21 protein-coding genes are annotated in these 25660 nt (G+C 69.1%); 17 read left to right on the top strand and 4 right to left on the bottom strand.

Features of this window, described 5'->3' with window-relative positions; all coding sequences use genetic code 11:
- The first annotated feature begins 63 nt into the window (after nucleotides 1-63).
- The 3 genes from ACO2Q0_RS19935 to ACO2Q0_RS19925 are packed head-to-tail and all read left to right on the top strand — an operon-like array spanning nucleotide 64 to nucleotide 2885.
- Nucleotides 64-1131 carry a glycosyltransferase family 2 protein gene (locus ACO2Q0_RS19935; RefSeq protein WP_423353262.1) on the top strand — a complete coding sequence of 356 codons (1068 nt, stop codon included), beginning with the start codon at nucleotides 64-66 and terminating at the stop codon, nucleotides 1129-1131.
- Nucleotides 1128-1487 carry a hypothetical protein gene (locus ACO2Q0_RS19930; RefSeq protein WP_423353261.1) on the top strand — a complete coding sequence of 120 codons (360 nt, stop codon included), beginning with the start codon at nucleotides 1128-1130 and terminating at the stop codon, nucleotides 1485-1487. Before ACO2Q0_RS19935 ends, ACO2Q0_RS19930 begins: the two co-directional genes overlap by 4 nt.
- Nucleotides 1488-1511: 24 nt before the next feature.
- Nucleotides 1512-2885, top strand: coding sequence for a hypothetical protein (locus ACO2Q0_RS19925; protein WP_423353260.1), 1374 nt, complete (start codon nucleotides 1512-1514; stop codon nucleotides 2883-2885).
- Between the two features lie 21 nt (nucleotides 2886-2906).
- Here the strand turns inward: ACO2Q0_RS19925 and ACO2Q0_RS19920 are convergent, their stop codons facing one another.
- A complete protein-coding gene (locus tag ACO2Q0_RS19920) occupies nucleotides 2907-3653 on the bottom strand; it encodes a class I SAM-dependent methyltransferase (protein ID WP_423353259.1) in 747 nt (248 codons plus the stop codon).
- Nucleotides 3650-4699 carry a sulfotransferase family protein gene (locus tag ACO2Q0_RS19915; protein ID WP_423353258.1) on the bottom strand — a complete coding sequence of 350 codons (1050 nt, stop codon included), beginning with the start codon at nucleotides 4697-4699 and terminating at the stop codon, nucleotides 3650-3652. Before ACO2Q0_RS19915 ends, ACO2Q0_RS19920 begins: the two co-directional genes overlap by 4 nt.
- Before the next feature lie 128 nt (nucleotides 4700-4827).
- Between ACO2Q0_RS19915 and ACO2Q0_RS19910 the strand changes: the two genes are divergently transcribed.
- Genes ACO2Q0_RS19910 through ACO2Q0_RS19895 form a run of 4 tightly spaced genes read left to right on the top strand, consistent with a single transcriptional unit; the run spans nucleotide 4828 to nucleotide 10614 of the window.
- Nucleotides 4828-6783 carry a glycosyltransferase gene (locus tag ACO2Q0_RS19910; RefSeq protein WP_423353257.1) on the top strand — a complete coding sequence of 652 codons (1956 nt, stop codon included), beginning with the start codon at nucleotides 4828-4830 and terminating at the stop codon, nucleotides 6781-6783.
- Nucleotides 6783-8402, top strand: a complete 1620-nt coding sequence (locus ACO2Q0_RS19905) for a hypothetical protein (protein ID WP_423353256.1) — start codon at nucleotides 6783-6785, stop codon at nucleotides 8400-8402. Before ACO2Q0_RS19910 ends, ACO2Q0_RS19905 begins: the two co-directional genes overlap by 1 nt.
- Nucleotides 8399-9424, top strand: coding sequence for a hypothetical protein (locus ACO2Q0_RS19900; RefSeq protein WP_423353255.1), 1026 nt, complete (start codon nucleotides 8399-8401; stop codon nucleotides 9422-9424). Before ACO2Q0_RS19905 ends, ACO2Q0_RS19900 begins: the two co-directional genes overlap by 4 nt.
- Nucleotides 9421-10614, top strand: a complete 1194-nt coding sequence (locus ACO2Q0_RS19895) for a hypothetical protein (RefSeq protein WP_423353254.1) — start codon at nucleotides 9421-9423, stop codon at nucleotides 10612-10614. The genes ACO2Q0_RS19900 and ACO2Q0_RS19895 overlap by 4 nt, the downstream gene beginning before the upstream one ends.
- On the opposite strand, the gene ACO2Q0_RS19890 is transcribed toward ACO2Q0_RS19895, so the two are convergent.
- Entirely contained in the window at nucleotides 10574-11446 is an 873-nt protein-coding gene (locus ACO2Q0_RS19890; protein ID WP_423353253.1) for a DUF6270 domain-containing protein, read from the bottom strand. The genes ACO2Q0_RS19895 and ACO2Q0_RS19890 overlap by 41 nt on opposite strands.
- 128 nt (nucleotides 11447-11574) lie before the next feature.
- Here ACO2Q0_RS19890 and ACO2Q0_RS19885 point away from each other — a divergent pair, with 128 nt between their 5' ends.
- The 10 genes from ACO2Q0_RS19885 to ACO2Q0_RS19840 all read left to right on the top strand — a co-directional run bounded on the left by ACO2Q0_RS19885 (nucleotide 11575) and on the right by ACO2Q0_RS19840 (nucleotide 23339).
- Nucleotides 11575-13305 (top strand): type I secretion system permease/ATPase, encoded by a 1731-nt coding sequence (locus tag ACO2Q0_RS19885; protein WP_423353252.1) that lies wholly within the window; start codon nucleotides 11575-11577, stop codon nucleotides 13303-13305.
- Complete coding sequence (locus ACO2Q0_RS19880) at nucleotides 13302-14690, top strand: HlyD family type I secretion periplasmic adaptor subunit (protein WP_423353251.1); 1389 nt, start codon at nucleotides 13302-13304, stop codon at nucleotides 14688-14690. Before ACO2Q0_RS19885 ends, ACO2Q0_RS19880 begins: the two co-directional genes overlap by 4 nt.
- A 210-nt stretch (nucleotides 14691-14900) precedes the next feature.
- Nucleotides 14901-16667 (top strand): calcium-binding protein, encoded by a 1767-nt coding sequence (locus ACO2Q0_RS19875; RefSeq protein WP_423353250.1) that lies wholly within the window; start codon nucleotides 14901-14903, stop codon nucleotides 16665-16667.
- 467 nt (nucleotides 16668-17134) lie between these two features.
- Nucleotides 17135-17758, top strand: a complete 624-nt coding sequence (locus ACO2Q0_RS19870) for a sulfotransferase family 2 domain-containing protein (protein ID WP_423353249.1) — start codon at nucleotides 17135-17137, stop codon at nucleotides 17756-17758.
- Between the two features lie 2 nt (nucleotides 17759-17760).
- Entirely contained in the window at nucleotides 17761-18771 is a 1011-nt protein-coding gene (locus ACO2Q0_RS19865) for a hypothetical protein (protein ID WP_423353248.1), read from the top strand.
- Nucleotides 18772-18816: 45 nt separating this feature from the next.
- Nucleotides 18817-19584 carry a glucose-1-phosphate cytidylyltransferase gene (gene rfbF / locus ACO2Q0_RS19860; protein WP_423353247.1) on the top strand — a complete coding sequence of 256 codons (768 nt, stop codon included), beginning with the start codon at nucleotides 18817-18819 and terminating at the stop codon, nucleotides 19582-19584.
- Entirely contained in the window at nucleotides 19572-20633 is a 1062-nt protein-coding gene (gene rfbG / locus ACO2Q0_RS19855) for a CDP-glucose 4,6-dehydratase (protein ID WP_423353246.1), read from the top strand. The genes rfbF and rfbG overlap by 13 nt, the downstream gene beginning before the upstream one ends.
- Nucleotides 20630-21868: a methyltransferase domain-containing protein gene (locus ACO2Q0_RS19850; RefSeq protein WP_423353245.1), complete on the top strand. Its 1239-nt coding sequence runs from the start codon at nucleotides 20630-20632 to the stop codon at nucleotides 21866-21868. Before rfbG ends, ACO2Q0_RS19850 begins: the two co-directional genes overlap by 4 nt.
- The gene (locus ACO2Q0_RS19845; protein WP_423353244.1) at nucleotides 21868-22398 is read left to right on the top strand and encodes a dTDP-4-dehydrorhamnose 3,5-epimerase family protein; all 531 of its coding nucleotides are present in this window, start codon (nucleotides 21868-21870) and stop codon (nucleotides 22396-22398) included. The genes ACO2Q0_RS19850 and ACO2Q0_RS19845 overlap by 1 nt, the downstream gene beginning before the upstream one ends.
- Nucleotides 22395-23339: an NAD-dependent epimerase/dehydratase family protein gene (locus ACO2Q0_RS19840; protein WP_423353243.1), complete on the top strand. Its 945-nt coding sequence runs from the start codon at nucleotides 22395-22397 to the stop codon at nucleotides 23337-23339. Before ACO2Q0_RS19845 ends, ACO2Q0_RS19840 begins: the two co-directional genes overlap by 4 nt.
- Here the strand turns inward: ACO2Q0_RS19840 and ACO2Q0_RS19835 are convergent.
- Complete coding sequence (locus tag ACO2Q0_RS19835; protein WP_423353242.1) at nucleotides 23336-25621, bottom strand: tetratricopeptide repeat protein; 2286 nt, start codon at nucleotides 25619-25621, stop codon at nucleotides 23336-23338. The two genes, ACO2Q0_RS19840 and ACO2Q0_RS19835, sit on opposite strands and share 4 nt — an antisense overlap.
- Nucleotides 25622-25660 lie beyond the last annotated feature (39 nt).

Below are 25660 nucleotides of genomic sequence, written 5' to 3'. Positions count from 1 at the left end.
CCGCCGCTTTGCCGCGTGCGGGCTTCCATGTTAGCCGGGCGGCGGGGGACCGATACGCCTGCCATGACCTCGATCGACAAGATCGCCCGCGACCCGAACCCGCTGTCCCTCGAAGGCTTGGCCGTGGGGCCGATCAGCCTGGAGGACGCCGGCGTGTGGCTGGTCGTGCCCTGCTACAAGGTCACGGCCCACATCCTGAACGTCATCGCCAAGGCGCCGGACTGGATCGAAGGGATCGTCTGTGTCGACGACGCCTGCCCCGACCGCTCCGGCGACTTCATCGAGGCCAACAACAGCGATCCCCGCGTCGTCGTGGTCCGGCTGGGGGAGAACCAGGGCGTCGGCGGAGCCACGATGGCGGGGTACCGCGAGGCGGTGGCGCGCGGCGGGCGCGTCCTGGTCAAGGTCGACGGCGACGATCAGATGGACCTGGACCAGTGCGCCCATCTGGTGGCCCCGATCCTCCTGGGCGAGGCCGACTACGCCAAGGGCAACCGCTTCACCTCGATCAGTCACCTGCAGGCGATGCCGTCGGTTCGGGTGTTCGGCAATGCGGCCCTGAGCTTCCTCGCCAAGATGTCCACCGGCTACTGGAACATCTTCGATCCGACCAACGGCTACACGGCGCTGGAGTCGAACGTCGCGAAGCTGGTGATGGAGAAGCGGGTCTCGCGTCGCTTCTTCTTCGAGACCGACCTGCTCTACCACCTTGGGACCCTGCGGGCGGTGGTCCGCGACGTCCCGATGCCGGCGCGCTACGCCGACGAGGTCTCCAACATCCGCATCGGCCGCATCATCGGACCGTTCGCCCTGAAGCATCTGCGGAACTTCCTTCAGCGCGTGCTGGGCCAGTACTTCGTCCGCGACTTCAACGTCGCCAGCCTGGAGCTGGTGTTCGGCGCCTTCTCGGCCCTGTTCGGCGTCGGCTACGCGCTGAGCTACCTGGCCAACCGCGAGCCGGGACAGACCGCCTCGGCGGGCGTGGTCATGATGGCCGCCCTGCCGATCATCCTGGGCGCCCAGCTCCTGCTGCAGGCGATGAACTTCGACGTGCTGAACGTGCCCAGCCGGCCGATCCATCCTTATCTGCGGACGGTCGAGCGGCTGCGAGGGCGGGAGCGCCGCGCGTGAGCCCCAGGGACATGATGCTGTGCGCCGGCTTCTCGCTGGCGCTGCCGGTCGGCCAGACCATGTTCAAGTGGGCGGCCGTCTATCAGAGCCGCCAGACCGGGCCGCTGATCCATAAGCTGATCACAAACTGGCCGCTGATCGCCGCGCTGGCCTGGTACGGACTGACCGCGATCTTCTGGTTCTACATCCTCACTCGCGTACCGCTGTCCAAGGCCTATCCGTTCGCCCTGGCCGGCACGGGCCTGATCCCGATCGTCGCGTGGCTCGTCTTCAAGGAGCCGCTGGGCTGGCGCATGGCCGGCGGCTACGTCCTGATGCTGGCGGGCCTGGCGGTGATCCAGAGCCAGAGCGCCTGAAGCGAAGTGTCCGGGGGGACGAAGATGACCTCGCAGCGGCTGATACGCCTCGCGCCCGCGTTCCTGTGGTTCGCGGTTCTCGCCATCGGCTACGTGCTGATCCTCACGCTGAACGCTCCCGGCCACATGTCGGTCGATTCGGTGATCTCGCTGGCCGAGGGCCGCCGCGGCGTCCGTATCGTCTTCGGACCGCCGATGTATTCCTCCATCCTGGGCTTCTTCGACAGGATCACGCCCAGCTCGCCGTTCGCCTACATAGCCGGCGCATCGCTGCTGCTCGTCGCCGCCTGGGCCGCCATGCCCGGGCTGCGGCCGCGCCTGGCCTGGATCGCGCCCGCGGTGCTGGCCGGCGCGATGCTGGCCCCGCAGGTGCTCCTCTACCAGGCGATCATGTGGAAGGACGTGCTGTTCGCGAACTTCGCGATCGCCGGCTTCGTGACCTTGGCCCATGCGGTGAAGCGCTGGGAGCGCCCGACGCCCCGGCTCCTGCTGCTCTTCCTGTCCTTCTTGCTGCTCGGCATGGCCTGCCTGCTGCGCCAGAACGGGGCGCTGGTCGCGGTGTTCTCGGCCGCGACGCTCGGCTGGGCCGCCTGGAAGAGCGGCTGGCGCAGGGCCGCGATGTGGGCGGCGGCGGGCTTCGCCGGGCCGCTCGTGTTCATGGCCGTGCTCGACGCCGCCACGCCGGTGAAGGATCCGCCCGGCGAAAACCGCGACGTGGGCTTGCGCCTGCTGCAGGGCTACGACCTGGCCGGCGCCATTGCGGCGGACCCGGACCGGCCCCTGCGGGCGCTCGAGGCTGACAACCCCGCCGCCGCCGCCGACCTGCGCCGCGAGTCGCCCAGGTACTATTCCGCCACGCGTGTCGACGCGCTGCTCGGCTCGAAGACGCTTGGGCGGGCCATCAACAGCTACAGCGACGGCGTGATCGCCGAGCAGTGGGTGCAGACGCTCAGCGAAGATCCCCTCGGCTACGCCACACGTCGGCTCGACGTCTTCCGCTGGGTTTTCGCGACGCCAGACATCGACCAGTGCCTGCCGGTCCACCTGGGCGTCGACGGCCCGCCGAAGCTGATGCAGGAACTCGGGGTCAAGAGGCGGCAGGACGCCGACGACCGCCGCCTTTGGAACTACACGACGTGGTGGATGGACACGCCGGGCCTGTCGCATCCGGCCTTTGCCGTGCTGGCGCTGGCGGTGACCGGCTTCCTGCTGCTGCGGCGCGAGCGGGCCGACATCGCCATGGCGGGGCTGATGCTGTCGGCCCTCAGCTTCGCCGCGAGCTTCTATGTGATCTCGCTCGCGTGCGACTACCGCTACCTCTACTTCCTCGACCTCGCGGCCATCACCGGGCTTGTCTACGTGGCCCTCGATCCGCGTCTCAGGCGCCGAAGCGCCTGAGCCCCCTTCGCGCTTTTCGGCTCAGGCGCCGAAGCGGCTGAGCCAGGCTTCGGCGACGTCCAGGCGCGGCCTGCGGGCCTCGATGAAGCGGTAGAGCGACAGCTGCCGACCGAGGCCGAAGCTCTTCACCGAGACCTTCTCGAAGATCGCCTTCGTCAGCGCCTCGATCTCGGCGGCGTCGTTGACGTGCTCATGGGCCATGAGCAGGCCGTAGTCGAGGCCGTGGCGGAGCCTGAACTCCAGGCCGGTCGTCAACGACCAGCCCAGCTTCCACAGGAAGCCGCCCTCGCTGGGGATCGCCGCCCGGAAGACGCCGCCCGGCGCCAGCAGCCTCGCCGAACGCGCCAGCGCGACTGGCAGGTCGGTGATGTGCTCCAGGCAGGCGACACTGGTGATCCGGTCGTAGCGCGCGTCCGCCGGCGCCTCGGCGACGTCGGCGTAGACCTTCCGCACCCGCGCCAGCCGCGGCGAGCCCTCGAACAGCTCGGCAAAGGGCTCGACTACGTCGTAGGCGCCGCCTTCAGGCTCGAACGGGAGCTGGTTCAAGTTGCCGGCGCCCAGCTCCAGCGTCGCCTTGGCGGGCGAGGCGTCGGCGGCCACCTGGCGGTGCATCCATTGCTCCAGCCGCTGCGAGAGCGAGGCGGCGGTGGTCTCGCCCGCCCGGTTCTCGGCGTACTGGCGCGCGTAGATCTCGGCGATCTCAGGCGGCAGCGGCGGCCGGGTCTTGGGGAAGCGCGCCAGGCGGGCTTCGAGCGAGCCCTCGGTCACGGACCGCCCTCGGCCAGGATGGCGTCGAGCTGGGCCTCCACGGCCCTCAGGATCTCGCGGTGCTGGTCCAGGCGCTGGATCGTGGCGCGCCAGCCGCCTTCCAGGACTTCGCGGTCGCGCTTCAAGGTGTCTTCCAGGACGCCCACCGCCGCCTTCGTCTCGCGCAGCTCGGAGCGCGCCTCGTCCAGGTCCCGGGCGGTCGGAGAGACCAGGGGGGCCATGTCGGCGGCGCGGCGCGACAGCTCGGCGGCGGCGGCGTCGAGGGCGGCGGTCGAAGGCGCCTCGTCGCGGGCGGCGGCCTCGAACCAGGCCAGCACAGCGGCGGCGAGTTCGCCCGGCCAGCCCAAAGCCGCCAGGTCGCCCGCGCCGGCGTTGTGGCGGAGATCCGGCGCCAACGCCTTGTCGATCTCGCCGGCCGCGCGTTCGTCGAGCGTCGGCAGCGGGGCGCCATGGGCCGCCTCGATGCGCTTCACCTGGGCGCGCCAGTCCGACAGCAGCGCGTCGTAGCCGACGAAGGCCCGGGGAAGGTCCCGGGTATAGGCTTCGGCCGCCAGCATGTAGGCGGTCCAGACCAGCACCGACTTCTGCTCGGTGAAGCCGTCGCGGCGACGAAGCGAGCCCGCAACCGCCAGCGGGTGGCGCACCGGGATCACCCCGCGGGCGTCGATCTCGAGGTCGGCCAGGGCCGTCCGCCAGAACGGCAGCAGCACGGTGACGCGCGGGTCCTTGAGCAGGGGGTAGCGCGCCTGGCCGAACTCCTCGCCCATCAGAGCCATCGCGCGGTTGATCCACGCGCGCTCGTCCTTGCGCGGCAGCGGACGATAGGGAAAGGCGAAGATGTCGTCCCAGGCCGAGCCGCCCGCGCGCAGACGCTCGTCGTTCAGGAGCGCCACCTTCCAGGGCTCGAAGTAGCCCTTCTCGTTGTGCTCGTCGCCCGGCATGACGTTCGCCGGCAGCTCGGCGCCGGCCAGCGACAGGAGCTGGGTCACGGCCGAGGTGCCGGACCTGTGCATGCCCAGCACGAGATAGGCGGTTCTCGTCGTCATTCTTCGCCCAGCGTGTAGGGAGCCTCGCAAATCGCCGCAAGTCTGCGCGCGCCAGGCGATCCCCCCGTTGATCGCAGGGTCCTTCTGTTGCACAGAAGCCCCCGTCACAGTGAAGGAATTTGCGCCGCATGGCCGCGACGGCCGCCGCCGACGAAGTCCACCGGATCGTCTCGGTCGCCCTCGACGCGGCGTTCTACCGGGCCGCCTATCCCGATGTGGCGGCGTTGGGCGCAGATCCCCTGAAGCACTACCTCGAGGCCGGCTGGCGCGAGGGGCGGGACCCCGCGCCCTGGTTCTGCTCGTCGGCCTATCTGGCCGACAACCCGGACGTCCGCCGCGCGAAGGTGGAGCCGTTCTTCCACTACCTGATGCACGGCCGCCGCGAGGGGCGCGAGGTGACGCCCTCGGCGGCGGGCGAGCGTTACCTGCTGAGCTCGGGCGCCCACGGCTGGAGCTTCGAGGCTCTCCAGGGGGCGTCAGAAGCGGCGCCCGAGGAATACCTGGGGCCGTCCCCGGAGCAACTCGCGGAAGAGCGCAGGCTGATCGCGCCCGAGTTCGACGCCGCCTTCTACCTGCAAGCCAATCCCGACGTGGCCGAGGCGGGGCAGGATCCACTGGACCATTTCCTCGTCACCGGCTGGCTGGAGGGACGCGACCCGAGCCGCCGGTTCTCGGTGCGCGATTATCTGGACACCTATCCGGATGTCGCCGGCACGGGCATGAACCCGTTCGTTCACTACGTCCGCGCCGGCCGGTCCGAAGGGCGGATTCCCCGCAACGAACTGGGCTTCCGCTACCAGCTCCTCGCCGATCTTCGGCCGGTGGCGATCCGTACCGCCGAGGTCGCCGCACGTGCTGCTGCGCGCACGCCGACGCCGCCCGCGCGGCTGACCAAGGCGCTGTCGCAGTCGCGCTCGGGCCTCCGGGACCTCCACGTCACCTTCAGCCACGACGACTACTCGGCGAACCTCGGCGGGGTGCAGCTCTGCCTTCAGCGTGAGGACGCCCGGGTCGCGGGCCTCGGCGGGGACCACCTGCACCTCTATCCGGCCGATCCGTGGCCGGTCGTGCGGGAGAGCAAGGAGCCTGGCCTGCTGGGCGTGCTCTGGAACGGCGAGCGGGTGGGAGCTTTCAAGCCCAAGGTCGTCGCCGCGGCGTTGAAGGCGGCCGCGCAGGGCGTGGAGCCCGGACGGCGGACCTTCGCAATCCACAGCCTGCTGGGTCATTCGGCGGAGGAGACCGCGGACATCCTCGCCGTCGCAGGCCTCCGCTCGGGCTGGTTCTGGCTGCACGATTTCGCCAGCCTCTGCGCGGGCTATCACCTGCTGCGGAACGATGTGCAGGACTGCGCCGCCCCGCCGCCCGGCAGCCCGGCCTGCAGCGTCTGCTCCTACTACAGCCATCGCCAGCGGCACCTCGACGCCCATCGCCATCTGTTCGAGCGGCTGGACCTGACCGTCGTCGCGCCGTCGCAGCCGACGCTGGACCTCTGGATGGCCAGTGGCGTCCAACCGGCCGCCAAGGCGGTCGTTCTGCCCCACGCCAAGCTGGTCGAGCGCGGCGCGGCTCCCGTCCCGCGGCCGGGACCGCTGCGGATCGCCTATGCCGGCCTCCCGTCGGCGCATAAGGGCTGGCCGCTGTTCTGCGACCTGGTGCTCAGGCATGAGGCCGACGATCGCTACACCTTCCTGCACCTCGGCAGCCGCGCCGTCGCCGGCTTGCCGCTGGAGTTCCACGAGGTCGCGGTCAACGAGACGAACCCTCGCGCTATGCAGGAGGCGCTCGAGACGGCGCAGGCGGACGTCGTCATCCTCTGGCCCCTCTGCCGGGAGACGTTCTCGTTCACGGCCTATGAGGCCATCGCCGCGGGCTGCGCCGTCGTCACCGGTCCGGACAGCGGCAACGTCCAGGCCTTCGTCCGCGACGGCGGTCACGGCTGGGTCCTGGCCGACGAAGCCGCCTTGGCGCGGGCCCTGGACGACGGCTCGATCGGCGAGCTCGGCCGCGCCACCCGCCGGCCGCGCCTGTACGACCTGACCTTCAGCAACCTGACGGTCGACCTGTTCGAGGCGGCGGCCGGCTGATGGCCTTGAGCATGCCGCCGATCGTCCGGCGCGTGGTGACCCGCGCGGCCGGCCTTTTCCATCCGGACCGCCGCCTGGTCGCGGCCGAGTTCGACCGCAGGCACTATCTGGGCCTCAGCCCCGACGTCGCCGCCGCCGGCGCCGATCCGCTGCACCACTTCCTGACCCACGGCTGGCGCGAGGGCCGTGACCCGAACCCGAACTTCTCGGTGCGGGCCTATCTGCACGAGAACCCCGAAGTCGCCCGTACGGGCCTGAACCCCTTCGTGCACTACCTCCGCCACGGTCGGAAGGAAGGTCGCGCGACGGCCCCGGACCTCGGCTTCCGTTATGACATCATCGCCGGCCGTCGTCCGATCGAGGACGAGGTCAGGGAGTCGGTGAAGGCCACGCTCGCGCGGGGCGCGGGGGAGCCCGAGCGCCTCGCCGCAGGCCTTGCCAAGGCGCGTTCCGGCTTGTCCCGCCTGCACGTCACCTTCAGCCACGACGACTACCGGAAGAACGTCGGCGGCGTGCAGCTCTGCATGCAGATCGAGGCCGCTCGGGTCGCCGAGCAGGGCCGTGACCACCTCCACATCTTCCCGGCGGCGCACTGGCCGGTGATGCGGGACGGCGAGGAGGGGCGGCTGGGCGTGCTGCTGAACGGCGAGGATCTCGGCGTCTACCGGCCTGCGGATCTGGCCGCCGCCTTGGGCAAGGCTGGGACCGCTGACGCCCGCGAGCGCAGCTTCGCCATCCACAGCCTGCTGGGCCATGCCGTACCGGAGACGTTGGCCATCCTGGAGGCCCTTCGGCTCGAGGCCGGCTTCCTGTGGCTCCACGACTATTCGAGCCTCTGCGCGGGCTACAATCTGCTTCGCAACAGCGTGGAGGACTGCGCCGCGCCGCTCCCGGAAAGCCCCGCGTGCGGCATCTGCGCGTTCGGACCGTGGCGCGCCCGTCACCTCGTCGGCCACGAGCAGCTCTTCGGCGGCCTGACGCTCACGGTCGTCGCGCCTGCCGCCGTCACCCTGGACTTCTGGCGGACCCGCTGGAGTCTTCCGGCCGCCGGCCATGTGGTTCATCCGCATGCGAGGCTGGTCGAACGCGCAGCCGCGCCGGTTCCCCCGAGCGAGCGTCCGCTCCGGGTGGCGTTCCTCGGCTATCCCGTCGCGCACAAAGGCTGGCCGCTGTTCAAGCGGCTCGTCGCCCGGCACGCGGGTGACGCCCGCTACGTCTTCTTCCACCTCGGGGCCCAGCAGGACACGGGCGTCGCGGCGGAGTTCCACGAGGTGCGCGTCGCCGCCGGCGGACCGAACGCCATGCAGCAGGCGCTGGAGCGGCTGGAGATCGACGTCGTCCTGCTCTGGCCTTTGTGGCGCGAGACCTTCTCGTTCGCCGCCTACGAGGCGCTGGCCGCCGGCTGCGCGGTGGTCACGGGCCCGGACAGCGGCAACGTGGCCGCGATCGTCGCCTCCACGCGCCAAGGCGCCGTCCTCGCCGACGACGCCGCGGTCGAGGCCGCGTTCGAATCGGGCCAGATGGCTAAGCTTGCCCGCGCGCAGCGTCGGCCGATGCTCTACGATCTGACGCTGAGCGGGATGACCGCCGATCTGTTGCCTGCGAGAGCCGAGGCATGAAAGTCCAAGCCTTTTCCAGCTTTACGTTCTCGTACCTGAACCGCGCCCGCGTGCTGTTCAAGACGCTGCGCCGGCATCATCCCGACTGGGAGCTGGTGGCGCTGATCACCGACGTGCCGCCGCCGGATTTCGTCTTCGACCCTGCCGGCGAGCCGTTCGACCGGGTCGTGTGGGCCCAGGACCTGGGCATCCCGAGCTTCAAGAGCTGGCTCTTCAAGCACGACATCGTCGAGGTCTGCACGGCGGTGAAGGGCCCCTACATCCACCAGGCGTGCACCTCGGGCGCCGACGTGGTGATCTACCTCGACCCCGACACGGCTCTGCTGGGCCCGCTCGATCCGCTGCTCACCATGCTGCAGACGGACGACATCCTGCTGACGCCTCACCTGATCGATCCGAACGACGACCCGCAGGCGATCCTGGACAACGACATCGCTACGCTGCGGACGGGGATCTACAACCTGGGCTTCGTGGCCATCCGCACGAGCGGCGAGGGCGCCCGGTTCGCCAAGTGGTGGAACGACCGGCTGCTGTCGTACTGCTACGACGACATTCCACAGGGTCTGTTCGTCGATCAGCGCTGGTGCGACCACGTGCCGGCCCTTTTCGACAAGGTGAAGGTCGTCCGCGATCCCGGCTACAATGTCGCGAGCTGGAACCTCAGTCAGCGGAAGGTCGCGGTGGGCAAGGACGGTGCGATAACCGTGAACGGTCACCCGCTTCGGTTCTGGCACTTCACGAAGCTCGGGCCGCTCGGCGACACCATGACCAAGCGTTATGCCGGCTCGAATTTCCCGGTCTACGAGATCTGGTCCTGGTACAAGCGCGAGGTCGCCGAGGCGACGGACGCGGGCATTCCGGAACGCTGGTGGGCGTATGGGACCTACGCCGACGGGACGGCCATCGAACGCGCGCACAGGCTGCTCTACCGTGGGCGCGTCGACCTGCAGGCGGCCTATCCGGACCCGTACGCCGCCGGTCTCGGGACCTTCCGGGACTGGCTGGAGCATGAAGCAGCATGAGCGGCGAGGCCGATTCCGTCCTTCGCGTCGTCGGGAAGGCGCGAGCGGTCGCTCAAAAGGTGGCCGGCCTGCGCCGCGTCGCCCAGGACGCCCAGGTCCGTGAAGCGGTCGTCCGCGCCGAGCTGAGCCAGGCGCTCCACGAGTCGCTGATCGCCCGGGCCGAGCTGGTCGGACGGGTCCGCGCCACGGCGCTGGCCGCCTACGTCGCCGCGGCGCGGCCGGCTCGTCTGCGTCGCCGCACGGGTCTGAGCCGCAAGCTCGACCGCGTGCTGGTGCGGCTGGGGGCGTTCGGCCAGGCCCTGGTGATCGCCCGCAGCGGCGTCTGGCGAGGATCGGGCCGCCTCGCGCACGACTATCGGCACATGGCCGCCTACACCCGGCGCGGCGCCAACCCCGCCGTGGCGCCGCCGGCGGCCTTCGATCAGGCCTGGTACCTCGCCCGCAATCCGGACGTGGCCGGATCGCGCATCGCCCCGCTCGTCCACTACCTGATCGCCGGCGGCCAGGAAGGGCGCGAGCCGCGCCCGCTGTTCGATGAGGCCTTTTACCGGCGCGAGAACGCCTCCGAACTGGCCGCTTCGGGCGTTACGGCGCTGGAGCATTATATTCGCCGCGGCGCCGCCCAGGGCCGCAGCCCGCATCCTGTCTTCGACGTCGCCTACTATCTGGCCCAGCGGCCCGCGCTCGCCGTCGGTGAGGATCCCGTGTCGCACTACCTGCGGGAAGGCTGGAGACTGGGGCTGTCGCCGCATCCGCTGTTCGATCCCGCCTGGTACGCCCGTCAGGCCGGCCGCGGCGCGCACGGCGTCGCCCCGCTGGTCCACTACCTGCACGAAGGGTGGCGGTCCGGCTGCACGCCGCACCCGCTGTTCGACTCAACCTGGTATTTGGAACAGTACGCGCACGTGGCCGAGGCCGGCCGGGAGCCGCTGACCGACTTCCTGGTCGAAGGCGCGGCGGAGGGGCGCAGCCCCGGACCCTGGTTCGATCTGCCGCACTACGTGGCGGTGCGTGGCGGCGGCCTGGCGCCGGGCTCCAATCCCCTGGTCGACTATCTGCAGGGCGGCGCGTGGGCCGTCGCCGAGGCGCGCCCCGGCTTCCCGACCGCTGCCTATCTCGCCTCGCGGCCGGAGCTGGCGCGCGAGGGACTCACGCCGCTGGAACACTGGGCGCGACAGGCCCAGCGATAGGCCGGGGGACGCCCAGCGCCTCCAGCTGGCGCCAGATTTCGGCGTAATATTCGGGAATGAAGTGAAAGGGGCTGAGGCCCCAGCGGTGTTCCGCGTCGGCGATACGAAGCGCCGGCGCATCCAGCCGCTCCATATGCGGCATGAGGTCGAGGAGGGTCGCCTCGTATCCGGCGAGCAGGCTGTTATGTTCGGCGATCTCCGCGGGCCGGCCTTCCATGATGGCGACGTTGGTCAGCGGCGCCCGGAGCCCGGAGCCATCGCGCACTTCGTGAGCCCAGCGGGAGACATGCAGGATCAGCCTGGCCTCGGCGAGCGGCGTCGCCCGGATCAGGGCGGCGACTTCCCCGGCCGCGCGGGTCCACAGGCGATCGCACGCCGCGGAGAGGCGCGGCACGCGACGCGCTCCACCGAAGGCCTTCTGCTCGAGATATCCGCTCGCCTCCAGCTCCCAGCTTTCCGTCACGATCGAACGGCCGACGGACAGCAGGTCGAAGCGTTCGTCGATCAGATCGAAGATCAGGTGCGTGGGCCGGAAGGCCACCAGGCGCGCGAGCGCCGTCTTCTCCAGATCGGCGACCATCGCGCTGTGCTGATAGCCGTTCAGTCCCGCGGGCGGCTGCTTCGCGGGCCGGAAACCGAGGAGCGGCTCGGAGACCAGGCTCGGCAGGCTGGTGCGCGAGACGTAGGCGAGGCCGTCTGCCCCGTCGCCACGGATCGGCCACAAATCGCGCGTGATGCAGCTTCCGATGATCGCGACCCGTGGCATTCCAGCTCCCAACGTCGGCGCAATTGCCGGCGGCTCAGCATTGACAACATTTCGGCCGCTCCGCATCTAGCCCGCCGCGCCGGACGTTCCGGGCGCGAGGCTGGACGAACGGCGACCCGAAACCTGCGTTCACCTTTTTCGCGCCAGATGGGTTTATCTGGCTGCAAGCCACGACGGAACAGCTCGGCGCCCCGATGAAATTCCTGACGTTCCTCTCGAACCAGCCCGACACGGCGCTGACCCGCGCGCTCGGCGACGCAAAGAAGGTGGCGACGGTCGCCTTCCTCTTCAGCCTGGTGTCGAACATCCTCTACCTGGCTCTGCCGCTCTACACCTACCAGGTGTACGGCCGCGTCATGCTCAGCCAGAGCCAGGCGACGCTCTGGGTTCTGACCCTGGTGACGCTGTTCGTGTTCGGCATCTCCGGCGTCATCGACGACATCCGCGCGCGGATCCTCATCAACTACGGCGTAGCCCTCGATCAGCGCGTGTCGGGCCGCGTCTTCGCGAGCCTGTTCGACGCGGCGGTGCGCGGCGAACCCGGAGCTCGGGCGCAGGCGCTGCGCGACCTTGACCAGTTCCGCCAGACCTTCACCGGCGTCGGCGCGGCCGCGATCTTCGACGTGCCATGGATTCCGGTCTTCCTGATCGTCCTCTTCATCATCGATCCGCTCGTGGGCATCGTGACCCTCATGGGCGCGATCACGCTCCTCGCCCTGGCGATCCTCCAGACGCGTGCGATGGCTCCCGCCCTCAAGGACGCCAACGACGCTGCGCTCAAGAGCTATGGCTTCACCGATGCGGCGCTGCGCAACGGCGAGGTCGTCCGGGCGATGGGCATGCTGCCGACCCTGGGCAGCGCCTGGGCGCGGCATCGGGCGGTGACGATCGAGCGCGGCGCCGCCGCCGCCGAGTACTCGAACGGCTATACCGACCTGATCAAGTTCGTCCGCATGGGGATGCAGGTCCTGATCATCGCGCTCGGCGCGTACCTGATCCTGAAGGGCAAGATTCACTCCGGAATGCTGTTCGCCAACATGATCCTGGCCAGCCGGGCCCTGCAGCCGATCGAGAAGATCGTCAGCTCGTGGGAGCCGCTCAACAACATGGTCCGCTCGCACGAGCGACTGCAGAACCTGCTGACGAAGGCCGAGCCGGCCCCGAGCGGCACGCAGCTTCCGCGGCCGACCGGCAAGCTGTCCGTCGAAGGGCTGAACTTCGCCCCGCCCGGCGCCAGCAAGCTGGTGCTGAGCGGCGTGCAGTTCTCGGTGGAACCGGGCGAGGTGCTGGGCGTGATCGGGCCGTCCGGGGCCGGCAAGTCCACCCTGGCCCGCCTGCTGCTGGGCATCTGGAAGCCGCTGCAGGGCGTGGTGCGGCTGGACGGCGCGGACGTCTTCACCTGGGACCGCGCCGACTTCGGGCGCTACGTGGGCTATCTCCCGCAGGACACGGAGCTGTTCGCGGGCACGGTGCGCGACAACATCGCCCGCTTCCGCAGCGACGTGAGCGACGAGGATGTCGTCGAGGCCGCACGCCTGGCCGGGGTGCACGACCTCGTTCTGCGCATGCCCAAGGGCTACGACACCGACGTGGGCGAGAGCGGCCTCGTGCTCTCGGGCGGGCAGCGACAGCGCGTAGGCCTTGCGCGGGCGGTGCTCGGCAAGCCCGCCTTCGTGGTTCTGGACGAGCCGAACGCCAGCCTCGACGCCGAAGGCGAGGACGCCCTCATGCGCGCCATCGAGCAACTGAAGGCCGACGGCGCAACGGTGGTCATCATCTCGCACAAGCCCAGCGTCTTCCGGCCGGCCGACAGGATGCTGGTCCTCCGGGACGGCCGGGTCGAACTGTTCGGCCCGCGCGACCAAGTGATGTCGCGCCTCGTCAAGCCGGCGCCGGACGTCCGCGCCGTGGAGGGCGGCCGATGAAACTCGACCTCGGGCCGGTGCGCCCCAACAACAACACCAACAACTACGTCGTCCCGACGTTCGGCGACGACCCAGGCGAGATGGATGCGACGCTCCAGCACCGGCTGAAGCGGCCTATGATCGTCGGCGTCGGCGTCATCGGCGCGTTCGTCTTCGGCCTAGGCCTCTGGGCATCGTTCACCCCCCTCAGCAGCGGCATCGCCGCGCCGGCCGAGGTCCGCGTGGAGAGCAACCGCAAGACGCTCCGCGCGCCGCGAGAGGGTGGCACGGTCCGACAGATCCTGGCGCGCGAAGGGCAGCTCGCCCGCGCCGGCCAGCCGCTGCTGCTGTTCAACGACGTGGAGGCCCGCGCCACCGTCGACGTGCTGCAGAACCAGTACGACGTGCTGATGGCGCAGAACGCCCGCTTCACGGCCGAGGCCACGAATCAGCCGACCGTCCAGTTTCCCGCCGAGCTGACGGCGCGCATGGCCGATCCGCGCGTTTCAGGAATGATCCGCGATCAGCAGTTCCTGTTCAGCACCCGCGCCCAGCTCTTCCAGAGCCAGGCGGCGGTGCTCAGCCAGGGCATCGAACAGCTCGAAACCCAGGTGCAGGGCCTGCAGGCCCAAGTCGCGTCCATTGACGAGCAGCGGCGCCTCACCGAGGAAGAGCTCGCCGGGTACCGCAAGCTGAACGAGCAGGGCTATGCGCCGAAGACGCTGATCCTGCGCTACGAGCGTACGCTGGCCGAACTGGGTGGCCGGAAGGGCCAGCTCACCGCCGACATCGCCCGCATGCGGCAGGGCATGGGCGAGACCCGGATGAAGCTGACGCAGCTCCGCGATCAGCGGCAGACCGAGGCGGCCGAAGGCCTGCGTGACAGCCAGGCGAAGCTGTCCGACGTGGTGCCGCGCCTTGCCACCGCACGCCAGGCGCTGGAGCAGACGGTCGTGCGCTCCCCCGTGGACGGCTACGTCTTCAATCTCACGCAATTCACGGTCGGCGGCGTCGTCGGTTCCGGCGAGATCCTGATGGACGTGGTGCCCGCCGGCGCGCCGCTCACGGTCACCGCGATGGTCAAGCCGGAAGACGTCGATCAGGTCCGCGTCGGCATGCCCGCGCGGGTGCGCCTGACGGGGCTGAACCAGCGCTTCAACGACGAGCTCCAGGCCAAGGTGGCGCTCGTTTCCGCGGATCGGATCACCAACGAGCAGGCGGGCACGTCGTTCTACCGCGTCGAACTGCGAATCCAGCCAGGCGAGCTGAAGAAGCTGAAGCGCGGCGTCGAACTGACCCCGGGGATGCCGGCGAGCGCCCAGATCGTCACCGGGCACAGGACGGTGATGAGCTACCTGATTTCACCCATTACGGACACCCTGCGGGACGCCTTCCGCGAGGAGTAGAGGCCTAGGCGCCACACCGTCGCAGGCTCGCCGAAAGGGGGCTTTTTGGTGTTGCGTAATTGGCAGGGTTCCGATACGTCTCGGCTTGGGCTCGTCTAACCTACGCCGCAGCCGTGCTATGGCGCTTGGGTGATGGACCGCCGGGATTGCCCCATCGGGGATGGGGGTCAGGCGTTCCGGGGGTCCGTGTGACACAGACTGGAGAGACTAATGGCTAGCTATATTTGGGAAAACATGACGCCGGAGCAGTCGGCGGATTTTGGTCCAGGCGACGTGCTCGTCTTCACGACGGCCGGCGCCCGCGCCAACCTCGTGACCGTGTCCTACGTCCCGGCGACCGCCACGGCGGTGGAATCGGTGAACATCACGTTCGGCGGCAAGACGCTGAACTTCCCGATCGATTCGGTGTCGGATGATGGCGACTTTGCGATCTTCCCGGACGGGTCTAAGCTCTACATCGGCGATGCGAACAGCACGACCTACACCGGCGGTTCCACGCAGGATGGCCTGTACGGCGGCGCTCTGAACGACACCCTGTCGGGCGGCGGCGGCGCTGACCTTCTGCATGGCAACACCGGCAATGACGTGCTGGTGGGCGGCAACGGCGCTGACTCGATCTACGGCGGTCAAGGCAACGACAACATCGACGTGCTGAACGGCGGCGCCGATGACCTGTCGGCGTTCAACTTCGCCCACGGCAACCTCGGCAACGACAGCATCAGCGCGCAGAACGCCACCGGCACGGCGTGGCTGTACGGCGGTCAGGGCAACGACTCGATCATCGGCGGCGCGGGCAACGACCTGCTGTTCGGCAACCTCGGCAATGACTCGGTTGTCGGCGGCAACGGTGCTGACCAGATCTTCGGCGAAGACGGCGATGACACCATCGACGGCGGTACGGGCGCGAACGTGATCGTGGCCGGCGCTGGCGACGACTACGTCACCGTCACGGGCACCTCGGCCAACAGCATCCAAGGCAACCTGGGTGACGACACGATCATCAGCACCAGCAACGGCGCCGACACCATCACCGGCGGCCAAGGCGATGACGTGATCACCGCCGTGGCGGGTGGTGCGAAGTTCCTGAACGGCAACCTCGGCAACGACACCCTTGTTGGCGGCGCTGGCAACGACACGCTGCTCGGCGAAGACGGCAGCGACAACCTGTCCGGCGGGAACGGCAACGACTCGCTCGCAGGCGGTGACGGCGACAACACGCTGGTCGGCGGCGAAGGCGCTGACACCATCACCGGCGGCGCCGACGACGACGTCGTCAGCGGCGGCAACGGCAACGACACCATCAACGTCGGCAGCGGCGATAACTTCGTCGACGCGGGTGCCGGCAATGATGTGGTCACCACGGGTGCTGACGAGGACTCCATCGCCGGTGGCAACGGCAACGACGTGATCAATGCTGGCGACGGTGAAAACCTCATCGATGCCGGTGCTGGTGACGATGCGATCACTTCCGGCAACGACGACGACTCGATCACCGGCGGCGTGGGTGACGACACTGTCGTGGCCGGCGGCGGCGACGATACGGTCTTCGGTGACGCTGGCGTGGATAGCATCCAAGGCGGCGACGGTGACGACTACATCGAAGGCGGCGGCGATCAGGACATCATGTTCGGCGGCGCGGGTGCGGATACCTTCGGGATCTTCACCGACCAATCGGGCACGACCGCCGGCGAGATCGACCAAATCCGTGATTGGTCGGCGAGTGACCGCCTGGAGTTCAATGCCGGGGCTGGTTCTGCCACGAACTACGACGAGACGACTGCCGCGACCTACGCGGACGCGCTCGACGAAGCTTCGGACATCATCGGCAACGTGACCGATGCGTTCAACTACGTCGCTGTCCAGGTTGGTAACGACGTGATCGTGTTCGCTGACCAAGACGGCGACAACACGGTTGATGACGCGGTGGTGCTGGTGGGCCGTTCGCTCGCCGACATCTCCGAAGACAACCTGATCTAAGCGAAGCGCAAGCTTCCACGATCTAGGGGAGGGGCCGCCTTCGGGCGGCCCCTTTCTTTTTGCGCGGAGGGCGAGCCGTCGCGCCAGGACGCGCATGCATCGGCACGCCGATGCGGCGCGGCGGAAGGCGAGGCGGATTGTCGGGAGTTCAAACGAAGACCGGGCGGCGGATCGCTGGATCCGCCGCCCGGTCGAAGCGACACAGCCTTGGAGAGCTAGGCTGACGACGAAGCTTAGCTGAATTCGATGATGCGCGAAAGCGAATCGCCGAATCCTTCTCAGCTGGGCCAACAGTGGCGACGCTGATCCGCGGGGCGCGCGGCGCCAGGCCTCGCGAGCGCCGATGATGCTAAGACCTGGGCGCATCCGTCCGCCGGCGAGTCGCCGCGCTCTTTGAGGACCCCGTTTTCGATGACCGCACCGCCGATCTGCGCTTCATCCATGACCTGGGCGCCGGAGGCGCGAGCATGATCTCGCTCGAGCGTCGATTCCTCTTCGTCCACATCCCCAAGACCGGCGGCAACTCCATCCAGAACGTGCTGCGGACCTATTCCGAAGACGAGATCGTCTGCCGCGAGCCCCATCAGGACGGCATCGAACGCTTCGAGCTGAGCAACCCCACCTACGGCTTCTCCAAGCACTCGCCGCTCGCCGAGTACGCGGCCAAGCTGCCGCCAGACGTCTATGGGGCGCTGTTCAAGTTCGCCTGCGTGCGCAATCCCTGGGCCCGAGCCGTCTCGTTCTACTTCTCGCCGCATCGCGGCGTGACCGAGTTCACCCGGGAAGCCTTCGTCGCATTCCTGCCCACGATCCCGCCCATGACGCAGCATCTCCGCGCCACGCCGGACCAGCCGGCCGCTGGCATCCGGGACAATTTCGACTATCTGATGCGTTTCGAGACCTTGCAGCAGGACTTCGACGTGATCTGCGAGCGCCTGGGCCTGCCGCCACAGCCCCTCCCGACCCGCAACCGTTCGCAGCGCGGCCGCGTGGAAGACTACTATGACGCAGGGACCGTCGAGCTCGTGCGGCAGCTGTTCGCTGACGACATCGCGCTCTTCGGCTACGACGTCCCGTGGGCAGGAGCCTGAGCATGTTCTTCAAGCCGATCGGCCGCCAGGCGGCCAAGCCCGCGCCGGACGCCGCCGTCGAGCAGCGCACGATCAATGTGCGCTTCTTCACCGACTACCCAGTCTGCAACTACAAGTGCCCCTACTGCGTGGCCGGCCACGCGCCGCCCGAAGGCCGCGGCCCCAGCCCGTGGAACGAGGAGCGCTATCTCCAGATCGTCGACAACCTCTGCAAGCTGCCCTTCCCGATCAACATCCGGATCGGCGTCGGCGGCGAGTTCTTCATCTCCAAGGTCCTCGTCGAGGGCGCGCGCCGCCTCGGCGCGTCGGACAACGTCCGTGTCCTGAACCTGATCACCAACCTGTCCTTCCATCCGAAGCAGTACGCCAGAATCCTGGCCGGCGTGCCGAAGGAGAAGGTGGCTCTGGTGGCCAGCTATCACCCCACCGAGATCAAGAACGAGGACGCCTGGATCGCGGCGGCGCAGGAGCTGGGCACCTACTACGACCTCACCACCATGAGCGTCGCCTATCCGCCGTCGCTGCATAAGTTGCCCGAGGTGAAGGCCAAGTTCGAGGCCGCCGGCGTCGACCACTTCGTCCAGCCGTTCATCGGCGAGTACGACGGCAAGACCTATCCTCAAGCCTATACGGAGGAAGAGCGCGCGATCATCCGTCAGGTGATCTACTCGCGCCACGACTGGGAGTTCCTGCTGAACCTGAAGCGGCCGGGCCTCTGCAACGCCGGGTTCAAGTACCTGTTCGTCGATCCCGAGGGCGTCGTCTATCCTTGCGGCGGCGCGCAGCACCTGAAGCCGATGGGCGACCTCAGCCAGTCGCCGGAGGTCACCTTCTTCGCGGGCCCGAAGCCGTGCCCGGCGATGGCGTGCCAGTGCGACACCGAGAACATCAACACCAAGGTCTTCGAGGAGCACTACGCCTACCTCGACAAGAACCAGCACCGCTTCGCCTATCGTTTCACCGAGGAGGCCAAGGCCGCGCCCTGGATGGACGAGTGGACGGTGGCCTACTAGCCCTTCGCCCGTTAAGACCGGTCCGAAGGGGAAGGCGCTGTTGAGATGAAGACGGTAATCCTGGCCGGCGGCCTGGGCACGCGGATATCGGAAGAAAGCCACCTGCGGCCCAAGCCGATGATCGAGATCGGAGGCCGGCCGATCCTCTGGCACATCATGAAGCTGTACTCGGCCGCGGGCTTCAACGACTTCGTCGTGTGCCTGGGCTACAAGGGCTATGTCATCAAGGAGTACTTCGCCAACTATGTGCTCCATAACGCCGACCTGACCGTCGACCTGGACAAGGGCTCGATCGAGTATCACGCCACCAACCACGAACCCTGGCGGGTGACCTTGGTGGAGACCGGGGCCGAGACCATGACCGGCGGCCGTCTCAAGCGCGTGGGGCGCTACCTCGATCCGGGCCAGCCATTCTTCTTCACCTACGGCGACGGTCTTTCCGACGTGGATTTGCGCGCCCTGGCCCACTTCCATCGCGGACACGGCAAGGCGGCGACCATCACGGCGGTCGCGCCGCCCGGCCGCTACGGCGCGCTGGAGATCCAGGAAGGTCGGGTGGAGCGCTTTACGGAGAAGCCCCCTGGGGACAACGCGCTCATCAACGGCGGCTTCTTCGTGCTGCAGCCCGAGGTGATCGAACGTATCGCGGGCGACGAGATGTCCTGGGAGGCCGAACCTCTCGAAGGCCTCGCCCGCGACGGCGAGCTGATGGCCTATCGTCACGACGGCTTCTGGTCGGCGATGGACACCCTGCGCGACAAGAATCACCTCGAGGCGCTGTGGGCCTCGGGCGAGGCGCCGTGGCGGCGGTGAACGCGGCGTTCTGGGCCGGCAAGCGGGTCCTGCTGACGGGTCATACGGGCTTCAAGGGAGCCTGGGCCGCGATCTGGCTCAGCCGCATGGGCGCTCAGGTCACCGGCCTGGCGCTGCCCCCGGACCAGACGCCCAACCTGTTTGACCTCGCCGACGTCTCGAGCCTGGTGGAATCCCGTTTCGTCGACCTGCGCAATCCTGCGGCCGTGACCGCCGCGGTCGAGGGGAGGCGCTTCGACGTCGTGCTCCACATGGCGGCCCAGGCGATCGTCCGGACCTCGATCGAGGATCCGGTGGGCGCCTTCTCGGCCAACGTCATGGGGACGGCGCACCTGCTGCAGGCCCTGCGGGAACAGCCGGGTCTCAAGGCGGCGCTCGTGATCACCTCGGACAAGGTCTACGCCAACGCCGACACCGGGCGGGCCTTCAAGGAGGGGGACCCTCTGGGCGGCAAGGATCCTTATTCCGCATCGAAGGCGGCGACCGAGATCGTCGTGCAGAGCTTCGCCCGAAGCTATTTCGACAGCCTGGGCGTGGCGGTGGGCACGGCCCGCGGCGGCAACGTGATCGGCGGCGGCGATTTCTCGCGCGACCGCCTCGTCGCCGATATCGTGCGTGCCGCGGCCGCCGGCGAAGCGGTGGTCCTGCGCCATCCGGAGGCGACGCGACCCTGGCAGCATGTGCTGGACTGCCTCGCTGGTTACTTCCGCCATCTCGAGGCCCTGGCGACCGAACCCGGCGCGCCCCGGGCCCTGAACTTCGGACCGCGCCCCGGCGGCCCATCCGTCACCGTCGGCGAACTCGCAACCCTGGGCGTCGAGGCGCTGGGCGGGCAGCCGTGGCGGCATGAGCCCGATCCGAACTCCATCGAGGCCCGGGCCCTGGCCATCGACGCCAGCCTCGCCCGCGAGACGCTAGGCTTCGAGAGCCGGCTCGACGCGCCCGACGCCGTGGCCCTGACCATGGCGTGGTACCGGCGTCAGGCCGGCGGCGAGCCCGCTCTCGCCTTGTGCCAGGGGCAGATCGCGGCCTACGAAGGCCGGCCATGAGTCCGCCTGCCTGCCGCTTCTGCCGCGCTCCGCTCACCCAGACCTTTCTCGACCTGGGCCGCCAGCCGCTCGCCAACAGCAACCTGACGCGCGAGCAGCTCCAGGCGGGGACGGAGAAGACCTATCCGCTGCACACCCGCGTCTGCGGCCGGTGCTTCCTGGTGCAGGCCGACGACGTGGTGCCGGCCGAGGACATCTTCGACGCCGACTATGCCTACTTCTCCTCCTACTCGCCCGGCTGGGTGGAGCATGCCCGGCGCTATGCCGTCGCCATGGCCGAGCGGTTCGACCTCGGGCCTGAGTCGCTCGTCATCGAGGTGGCCAGCAACGACGGCTATCTGCTGCAGCACTTCCTGGCGATGGACATTCCCGTCCTCGGAATCGAGCCGACGGCCAACACGGCCGAGGCGGCGCGGGCCAGGGGCGTCCGGACCGAGACCGTCTTCTTCAACGAGGAGACGGCCATTCAGCTCGCCGCCCGTGGCGACCGGGCGGACCTGATCGCGGCCAACAACGTCCTGGCCCACGTGCCCGACATCAACGGCTTCGTCGCCGGCTTTCGCCACGTGCTCAAGCCGGAGGGCGTGCTGACGTTCGAGTTCCCGCACCTGCTGAACCTGATCGAACAGGTGCAGTTCGACACCATCTACCACGAGCACTTCAGCTACCTCTCGCTGCTGGCGGTGGAGCAGGTTCTGGCGGCGCATGGCCTGATGGCGTTCGACGTGGAGCAGCTTCCCACCCACGGCGGCTCGCTGCGGGTCTTCTGCGCGCTGCGGTCGTCCGGCCATGCCGAGACCGAGGCGCTGCGCCAGCTTCGGGCCGACGAGGCCGCGGCCGGCCTCGACCGGCTGGAGACCTACGCCGGCTTCACGCCAAGGGTGGAGGCCGTCCGCGACAGCTTCCGCGCCTTCCTGGCCGAGGCGAAGGACGAAGGACGGGAGATCGCGGCCTATGGCGCGGCGGCCAAGGGCAACACGTTCCTGAACTACTGCGGCGCGACGGCCGACGACATCGTCTGCGCCTTCGACGCCAATCCGGCCAAGCAGGGCCGCTACCTGCCGGGCAGCCACGCGCCGATCCTCGCGCCCGACAAGGTCGCCGAGGTGCGGCCGGACTACGTCCTCATCCTGCCCTGGAATCTGAAGGACGAGATCATGGGCCAGCTCGCCTTCATCCGCGATTGGGGCGGCCGCTTCGTCGTGGCCTCGCCCGTGACGCGGATCCTGGACTAATGCGTCTTGCGCCTACCGCCATCGCCGGCGTGATGCGGGTGGGGGCCGACCCGAGGACGGACGAACGCGGCAGCTTCGCCCGCCTTCAATGCCCGGAAGAGTTCGCCGCAGCGGGCGCGCCGTTCGCGCCGGCTCAGACCAGCCTTTCGCGCAATCCGCGCCGGCACACCTTGCGTGGCATGCACTTCCAGCCCGTCCCGCACGGAGAGATCAAGCTGGTGCGCGCGGTGCGGGGCCGGATCTATGACGTGGCGGTGGACCTGCGCCCGGGGAGCCCGACCCACCGCCAGTGGGTGGCCGCGGAGCTGTCCGCGGAGGCCATGGACGCCCTGCTGATCCCCGAAGGCGTGGCGCACGGCTTCCTGACGCTCGAGCCGGACACCGATGTCCTCTATCAGATCAGCCCAGCCTACCGCCCGGGGCACGAGGCCGCCGTGCGCTTTGACGATCCGGCGTTCGGCATCGCCTGGCCCGCCCCGCCGGCGGTGATCTCGGACCGCGATCGCGGCTATCCGGACTATCGGCCGTGAAGACGGTCCTGCTGACCGGGGCGAGTTCGTTCACCGGCCTATGGATGGCCGACGCCCTCGCCGGCGAGGGCTGGCACGTCGTCGCGCCCTTGCGTCGAGCCGCCGGCGAGTACGAGGGCGTCCGAGCGGAACGGGTGAAGACTCTGGCCGAGGTGGCCGAGGTGGTCTTCGAGGCGCCCGTCGCCTCGGCGGCCTTTCGCGACCTGATCGCCACGAATCGGCCCGAGCTCTTCGCGCACCACGCCGCCGACATCCCCGGCTACCGAGACCCGGATTACGATGTCGAGGCCGGGGTCGCGCGCAACATGGCCGGCATGCCCGAAGCCATTGCGGCCTTCGCCGCGGCAGGCGGCGCGGCCTTGCTGGCGACGGGCACCTATTTCGAGAGCGGCGAGGGCGGCGGCGAGGAGGCGGCGAGCCCCTACGGCCTGTCCAAGGCGCTGACCAACGCGGCCCAGCGCGATCTCGCCCAGGCTGCGGGCCTCGCCTTCGGCAAGTTCGTCATCCCGGCGCCGTTCGGGCCGTGGGAGGAAGGACGGCTGGTCTGGTCGCTGTTCCAGGCCTGGACCGAAGGCGCCGCAGCCGAGATCCGCACGCCTGAGTATGTTCGCGACCACCTGCCGGCCCCCTACCTGGCCCTCGCCTACGCCTTCGCCGCGGCTCGGCTGACGGAGGATGGCGGCGACCAGGTGTTCCGACCCTCAGGTTATGTGGAGCGGATCGGCGACTTCGCGGCCCGGGTCGCTCGCGAGGTGCGCGCGCGCACGGACATGGCGTGCGAGATCGCCGAACACGTCCAGACCGAGTTCCCCGAGCCCCGACGTCGAGCGAACAGCGACCCGCTGCTGGACGACGAGGAAGAGCAGCCGTTCTGGGACATCTATGTCGACTACTACGACCAGGTGCGGGCGAGCGGGCTGCTGAAGGCGGTCGCCGCCTAGGCGCTCCGCCGTGCGATCTCGGCTGCCACCGCCTCGAAGAAGTCCTCGGCCCACTGCTTCGTCCGACCGAGCGGGCTCTCCTGCATGCGTGGGCGCATGATCCGCCGCAGCTCGCCGATGCGCCCGGCGTCGGCCGCCAGCCGCACGGCGATGTCCTCGTATTCCTGGATGGTGCGGGCGCAGAACTCGCCCAGGCCGAGGTTGGTCAGCACCGAATAGCTGAGCCGTTCGTACAGCGCCTCGCCGACGAGGGTGATCACGGGCGCGCCCATCCACAGCGACTCGCAGGTCGTGGTGCCGCCGGTCTGCGGCCAGGTGTCCAGCGACATGTCGATCTGATTGTAGAAGGGCAGATGCTTGCCCCGCACCGGTTCGAACAGGATGCGCTCGGGCGCGACGCCCTCGGCGGCGAAGGCCGCCGTCATGTGCGCGCGGAAGCTGGGCGCCCCGCCCTCCGGCCGGATGAACAGGAAGCGCGAGTTCGGCGTCCGGGCCATGATCCTGGCCCAGGAGGCCAGCATCTCCGGCCCATACTTGTAGGGATTGTTGGCCGTGCCGAAGGTCACGTAGCCGTTGCGCTCGACCGGCGCCTGGAGCTCCAGGGCGGGCTCCGGCCCATAGATCTCGGGCGCCAGGCTGTACCAGCAGTGCGGCAGCATCAGCGGCTGTTCGATCAGCAGCGCGGGGTCCGCCGGCTTCATGAAGGGGTCGAGGACCAGATAGTCGATCGCCGACAGTCCGACCGAGTGCGCGTAGCCCAGCCAGCTCGCCGACAGCGGCGCGGGCTTGTACGCCATCACCTCGATCTTGTTCATGTGGGTGGAGCCGCCCAGCTCGATCAGCATGTCGAGCTGGTCGTCGGCGATCATCTGGGCCGCATCGCGATCCGAGATGTCGGGACGCCAGCGGAAGACGTCGACCAGCTGGGCCATGCCGTCCTGCACCGGATCGGCTTCCCCCTGCTTGTACGAGTAGCAATAGACCTCGAACCGCTCGCGGTCGTAGTGGCGCAGCAACGGCAGGGTGAACCAGCCTACCGGGTGTGCGCGAAGGTCCGACGACATGAAGCCGATCCGCAGCTTCTTCCGATCCGCCGGACGCGGCGGCCGGACGATCGGGTCCTGCGCGGCGATGCTCTCGATCTGGCGGCCCCAGGCGCGGTGAGCCTCCACGAGCTCGCGGCGATCCTCGGCCGTGCGCACCCGTGACAGCAGCGCCATCAGGGGCGCGTGCATGCTGGCGCCGACGTAGGCGCGGCCAAGGTCGCGCACGGAGCCGAGCTGCTCCAGCCGCTCGTGATCGCCGATCCGCTGGAAGATCTCGGCGGCGATCTTGCGGTTGCGGATGGTCAGCGTGCGCAGCGCCGGAACGTCACGGATGACCTGGTAGGAGTCCTCGATATGAGCGGCCTCGTCGCCGTAGCGCGACCGCTGCAGGCTCTCCGCCAGGCTGAAGCGGACGTCGACGTCGCCGGGCGACAGCGCCGCGGCCTGTCGGAGATGGTCGTTGGCGCGGGGGCGATCCGTGTCGGCCAGCATCTGGCCTAGCTGACGGTGCGCCCACGCCTGGTTGGGATCCTTGGCGAGAACGGCCTCCAGTGCGGCGATCGCGGCGGCCTGGCCCTCCTTGCGGCGGATCAGACTGATCCGGCCCTCGCGGAACTTCTCGTGGTCGGGGAAGATCGTCGAGGCGCGCTCGACCGCGTCCGCCGCCTCGTCGTCGCGGCGCATGTCCAGGAGCAGGCCTGCCAGGTCGAGCCACGCATTGATGTTCTTGCGGTCCAGCAGGACCGATTGGCGAAGCCGCGCCAGCGCCGGCTCGTGCCGACCCTGCCGGCGAAGCGCGCGGGCCAGCAGACGCTGGTGCTCGCCGTTCTTGGGCTCCATCCGCACCAGCCGCGTCAGGATGCTCTCGGCCGCCGCGTCATCGTCGCGGTCGAGCTGGACGTTCGCCAGGTTGGTGAGGACCGAGGTGCTGGAGGGCTGCAGCCGAAGCGCGGCGTTCAACGCCTCGAACGCCTCGTCGAGTCGGCCCAGCCGTCGGAGCAGGACGCCGCGCATGTTCCACAGCTCGAAATTGCGCGGATGATGGTCGAGACCCTGCCGGACCCAGGCCTCAGCTTCGGCATGGCGTCCGACGCGGTAGAGCTGCAGGGCGAGGGTCTGATAGACGCGGGCGTTCTGCTCGGGCGCCTCGGTGAGCACCGCGGCCAGGAGTTCGACGGCCTCGGCCAGACGCCCGCCCTGCAAGGCCGCCTGGGCCGCCGCCAACCGCTCGCGCATCCGATCTCCCTGCCTCCTGCCGAGACGTCCAAGCCGCCG

The organism is Phenylobacterium sp. VNQ135 (genome assembly GCF_049445735.1).
In the GTDB taxonomy this organism is placed as follows: Bacteria; Pseudomonadota; Alphaproteobacteria; order Caulobacterales; family Caulobacteraceae; genus Phenylobacterium.
This window is presented reverse-complemented; position numbering and strand designations above follow the sequence as displayed.